This window comes from Mycobacterium sp., assembly GCF_049281135.1.
Taxonomy (GTDB): domain Bacteria; phylum Actinomycetota; class Actinomycetes; order Mycobacteriales; family Mycobacteriaceae; genus Mycobacterium.
This window is the reverse complement of record NZ_JBAPRN010000715.1, coordinates 1-4,341: the sequence shown is the minus strand read 5'-3', so window position 1 is coordinate 4,341 and position 4,341 is coordinate 1. Positions and strand designations below refer to the sequence as shown.

The following is a 4,341-nucleotide window of genomic DNA, read 5'->3' as shown; positions in this document are numbered from 1 at the left end:
GCCCTACTACGCGACGTAGTTTTCGTTGCCCTACGATCGGGCGATGGCTGTCGGGCAACTCTTGCGGCGGTTGGTGGACTTGTTGCCCGAGCCCAGTCTGCGGCTGCAGCGGGTCGTCGCGGCGGCGGTGATCCTGACCCAGGGTGGGATTGCCGTCACCGGTGCGATCGTCCGCGTCACCGCCTCAGGACTGGGCTGCCCGACCTGGCCGCAATGCTTTCCGGGCAGCTTCACCCCGGTCGCGGTCTCCGAGGTGCCCCGCATCCACCAGGCCGTCGAATTCGGCAACCGGATGATCACCTTCGCCGTAGTGCTCACCGCGGCGCTGGCCGTGTTGGTGGTTTACCGGGCCCACCGCCGAGCCGAGGTGCTGCTCTACGCCTGGTTGATGCCGGCCTCGACAGTCGTGCAGGCAGTGATCGGTGGGGTCACCGTCCGCACCGGGCTGTTGTGGTGGACGGTGGCCATTCACCTGCTCACTTCGATGACGATGGTGTGGCTCTCGGTGCTGCTGTTCGTCAAGGTCGGCGAGCCTGACGACGGGGTGACCAGTCACCAAGTGGTCAAGCCGCTACGCGCGCTCACTCTGCTCAGCGCGCTGACGCTGGCCGCGGTGCTGGTAGCCGGCACGCTGGTCACGGCCGCGGGCCCGCATGCCGGGGATACCAGCCCGCATCGGACCGTGCCGCGGCTGCGGATCGAGATCACCACGTTGGTGCACGCGCACTCATCGCTGCTGGTCGCCTATCTCGCCCTGCTGGTCGGGCTTGGCTTCGGGCTGCTCGCGGTGCACGCGCCGCGGCCGGTCCTGTTGCGGCTGGGCGTTCTGTTGGTGGCGGTTTTCGGCCAGGCCGCGGTCGGGACCGTGCAGTTCTTCACCGGAGTTCCCGCGGCGCTGGTCGCGGTCCACGTCGCCGGCGCCGCGATATGCACCGCAGCGACCGCGGCCTTATGGGCCTCGATGCGAGAGCGGGCCGAGCCCCAACCGGTCCAGGGCTGACTCGACGCACAAGGCGAACTGACGCTGCGCGTCGTCGCGGGCGTCGTCGTCGAGTAGTCGCCAACCCAGTGTCGGGGCAACCAGATTCAGCTCCGACAGCTCGGCATCACCGGATTCTTCGATGACGTCTGCGCGGGCGTACAGCAGTTCCTCGACACCGACGTCGAGGTGGTCGACGGCGGCCTGCAGGGCGGCCTGGCCGAGGTCCCACAATTCGAAATCGGCCTCGATCGGCGAACTCTCGACGAATGCGTGGGACTGGACGCCGCCGATGAAAACCAGCGCGGTGCGAACCGCGGAGCCTGACGGACGACGGCCCCGCAGCACGGGCACTCCCGCGCGGCCAAGGTCGCGCAGGTAACGCCGACCCGTGTTCCAGGCGACGACGTCAGGAGCGTTCAACAGGTTGGGCACCCGCTTCGTCCACGCCAAAAACTTGGTGTGATCGCTGCTGTCCCGCAGGATCACCAGATCGGCGTCGAGCGTGCGCGGGTCGTCCCAGGACAACCAGTGCGCATGCAGGCCGCGCGTGCGCAGTGCAGCCACCAGGTCGGCATCGTCGCCGTCCGCCGAACCGGCCAGCACAATCCGGGGATGGCGAATGTCGGGCCGGGCCAACTTCATGCGGACTCCATGCATCCGGATGATAGTCACCATGCACGCAATCGAAATCGCAGAAATCGGCGGTCCGGAAGTCCTGAGCTATGTCGAGCGTCCGCAACCGTCGCCGGGACCGGGTGAGGTCCTGATCAAGGCCGAAGCGGTCGGCGTGAATTTCATCGAAACCTATTTCCGCTCCGGGGCTTACCCTGGCGATCTGCCGTTCGTGCTGGGCACCGAAGTGGCCGGAACCGTGGCCGCCGTCGGCGACGGCGTGACGGGGCTGAGCGACGGCGACCGGGTGGTGACCGCAGCAGCGTCGGGTTCCTACGCCGAATTTAGCACCGCGCCAGCGCAATTGGTCGCGCATGTGCCATCGGAAGTCGGCCTGGACGTGGCCGCCTCAGCTTTGCTGAAGGGCATGACTGCGCATTATCTGATCACCTCGGTGTATCCCGTGCAGTCCGGCGACACGGTGCTGGTCCATGCCGGAGCGGGTGGAGTGGGGCTGATTTTGACGCAGTGGGCGACGAATCTGGGCGTCCGAGTGATCACCACGGTGTCGACCCCGGCGAAGGCCGAGCTTTCGCGGCAGGCCGGCGCCACCGACGTGCTGGACTACCCCGGCGACGATGCGGCCGAGTTCGCCGGGCGGATCCGCGAACTGACCGGCGGGGCCGGCGTGGCGGCGGTGTTCGACGGCGTCGGGGCAAGCACGTTCGACGCCAGCCTGGCCAGCCTCGCCCTGCGGGGAACCCTGGCGCTGTTCGGTGCATCCAGCGGACCGGTGCCGCCCGTCGACCCTCAGCGACTCAACGCGGCCGGCTCGGTCTACCTGACCCGGCCGACGTTGGTTCACTTCACCCGCACCGGCGAGGAATTCGCTTGGCGCTCAGGCGAACTGTTCGCCGCAATCGCCGACGGATCGCTGACCGTCACAGTGAGCCGCAGCTACCCGTTAGCCGAGGCGGCGCAGGCGCACCGCGACCTGGAGGGCCGTCAAACGGTCGGCTCGATCGTCCTTACGCCGTAGGGGTTAGCCGCCCCACTTGGCGCCTTCGGCTGAGTCGCGGGCCAGCATCGAGGTGGTGTTGTTCTCATGCGTGCCCGCCATCGCGCGGTAGGACAGCACCAACTGCTCCATCGCCTGGTTCCACTGCGCCTGCCACGCCTGATAACTCATCCCGGTGTCACCCTGCCACCCCGCCTGCAACGCGGCCTGCTCAGCAGAAATATCGGCACCCAAACTCTGCAACGTGCCCGCATACCCCGCCATGTCGGCACTGTGCGCCAGCATCGCCGGGTAGTTGTACATGATCTGCGACATCACAAAACCTTTCGTTCGTCGACTCAGAAGGCCGGGTAGCTGCTCGCCGCAGCGCTATCGGCTGCCACATAGGTACCCGCCGCATCGCCCAGATTGGCCTGCGCGATATCCAGCAACGAATTCACCTTGGCCGCCGCCGCCACAAACCGGGCATGGGCCGCCTGAAACGCCGCCGCCCCTTCACCGACGAAATACGCCTGCGACGACATCGCCTCCTGCTCAGCCTGACCAATCGTCGAGCGCATCAACCCCGCCTTAGCCCCAAACGCCGACTGCGACGCCACCAACTGCGGAATATGAGCATCCAAAAGACTCATGGATTGACCTTTCTTTCGATTTTGGTTGATGTGCACAAGCTTTCACTGCGACGCGCCGTCAGCCGACCGACGGACCGCCCGCGGCCGTTTGGGCTGTCAATAGCAACTATCAAGATCACTCGCCTAACGCCCAGAATTCGTAACCTGCATGGTAGTCGATCTGACCGCTCAACTAAGGCGTAACCACTCCGGTACCAACGCATTCCACGTTGTCGGGTGCCATCGCTTCCGCCCGGACGACCCATGCAGCTTGCAGTTGAAAAAGATTATCATTTTCATGGCAAGCTGTCCATCGAGGCACTTCACCGCGTCAAGATAGGTCGATGTCAAGGTGACACCAAAACGGAAGGTTCCACGTCTTTGGCGCCTGCGATCAGCCGCCAGCTTTTTTGTCGGTGTTGCATCGGTGCTCGCCGGGTGCACGCACGGCGGTTCTTCCACTGCCACCCGGGTAGCCGCCGCGGGCCCGTGTCCCGTCGCGCCGGTTAACGTAGTTGTCAGCGTGGATCAGTGGGGCGACATCGTCGGGACACTCGGCGGAAACTGCGCGAAGGTGAAAACCATTCTGGTGAGTTCGTCGATTGACCCGCACGACTACCAACCCTCGCCAGCGGATGCCTCCTACTTCTCCGGCTCACAACTCGTCGTAGTTAATGGGGCAGATTACGATCCGTGGGCCTCGAAACTGGCGACGACCACGGTGCCCAAAGTTCCATTGATTAGCGCCGCCGCTGTCACCGAAACCCCGGACGGCGCCAACCCACACTTGTGGTACAGCCCGTCGGCGGTTACCGCCGTCGCCGACGCGGTTACAGCCGAGCTGACTCGGTTATCTCCTTCGGCCGCCGGCTATTTCGCCACCCAGCGAACGACATTCACCGCCGACCTCAAGCCCTATCACGCTCTCATCACCAAGATCAAAGCCGCTGCGTCGGGCAAGTCGTATGCCGCCACCGAAGGCATCTTCAACTACATGGCTAACGCCCTGGGTCTTGTCGACAAGACACCTGAAGGCTACCGGCGGGCCGTGGCGAATCAGACGGATCCGTCTCCAGGTGATCTCAACGCCTTCCGCGCCGCCCTGAGCAGCCATGAGA

At 65.2% G+C, this 4,341-nt stretch carries 6 protein-coding genes; 3 read left to right on the top strand and 3 right to left on the bottom strand.

What is annotated here, in order from left to right; all coding sequences use genetic code 11:
• Positions 1-25: 25 nt before the first annotated feature.
• Positions 26-1,000, top strand: coding sequence for a COX15/CtaA family protein (locus tag WAN02_RS28545; RefSeq protein ID WP_422268729.1), 975 nt, complete (start codon positions 26-28; stop codon positions 998-1,000).
• Here the strand turns inward: WAN02_RS28545 and WAN02_RS28540 are convergent.
• Complete coding sequence (locus tag WAN02_RS28540) at positions 950-1,624, bottom strand: hypothetical protein (protein WP_422268727.1); 675 nt, start codon at positions 1,622-1,624, stop codon at positions 950-952. The genes WAN02_RS28545 and WAN02_RS28540 overlap by 51 nt on opposite strands.
• A 31-nt stretch (positions 1,625-1,655) precedes the next feature.
• Between WAN02_RS28540 and WAN02_RS28535 the strand changes: the two genes are divergently transcribed.
• The gene (locus tag WAN02_RS28535) at positions 1,656-2,633 is read left to right on the top strand and encodes a quinone oxidoreductase family protein (protein WP_422268725.1); all 978 of its coding nucleotides are present in this window, start codon (positions 1,656-1,658) and stop codon (positions 2,631-2,633) included.
• Between the two features lie 3 nt (positions 2,634-2,636).
• Here WAN02_RS28535 and WAN02_RS28530 read toward each other — a convergent pair whose 3' ends face one another.
• Together WAN02_RS28530 and WAN02_RS28525 are read right to left on the bottom strand one after the other, a co-directional pair.
• Positions 2,637-2,927 (bottom strand): WXG100 family type VII secretion target, encoded by a 291-nt coding sequence (locus tag WAN02_RS28530; protein WP_422268723.1) that lies wholly within the window; start codon positions 2,925-2,927, stop codon positions 2,637-2,639.
• A gap of 23 nt (positions 2,928-2,950) precedes the next feature.
• Complete coding sequence (locus WAN02_RS28525; RefSeq protein WP_422268731.1) at positions 2,951-3,244, bottom strand: WXG100 family type VII secretion target; 294 nt, start codon at positions 3,242-3,244, stop codon at positions 2,951-2,953.
• Between the two features lie 502 nt (positions 3,245-3,746).
• Between WAN02_RS28525 and WAN02_RS28520 the strand changes: the two genes are divergently transcribed.
• Positions 3,747-4,341, top strand: a 595-nt coding sequence (locus WAN02_RS28520; protein ID WP_422268721.1) for a metal ABC transporter solute-binding protein, Zn/Mn family, incomplete at its 3' end; no start/stop codon positions are given.

Bases quoted from the DNA above. Each gene is read 5' to 3' on its own strand.
- WAN02_RS28530 (WP_422268723.1), bottom strand. From the start codon at position 2,927: ATGTCGCAGATCATGTACAACTACCCGGCGATGCTGGCGCACAGTGCC.
- WAN02_RS28540 (WP_422268727.1), bottom strand. From the start codon at position 1,624: ATGAAGTTGGCCCGGCCCGACATTCGCCATCCCCGGATTGTGCTGGCC.
- WAN02_RS28535 (WP_422268725.1), top strand. From the start codon at position 1,656: ATGCACGCAATCGAAATCGCAGAAATCGGCGGTCCGGAAGTCCTGAGC.
- WAN02_RS28525 (WP_422268731.1), bottom strand. From the start codon at position 3,244: ATGAGTCTTTTGGATGCTCATATTCCGCAGTTGGTGGCGTCGCAGTCG.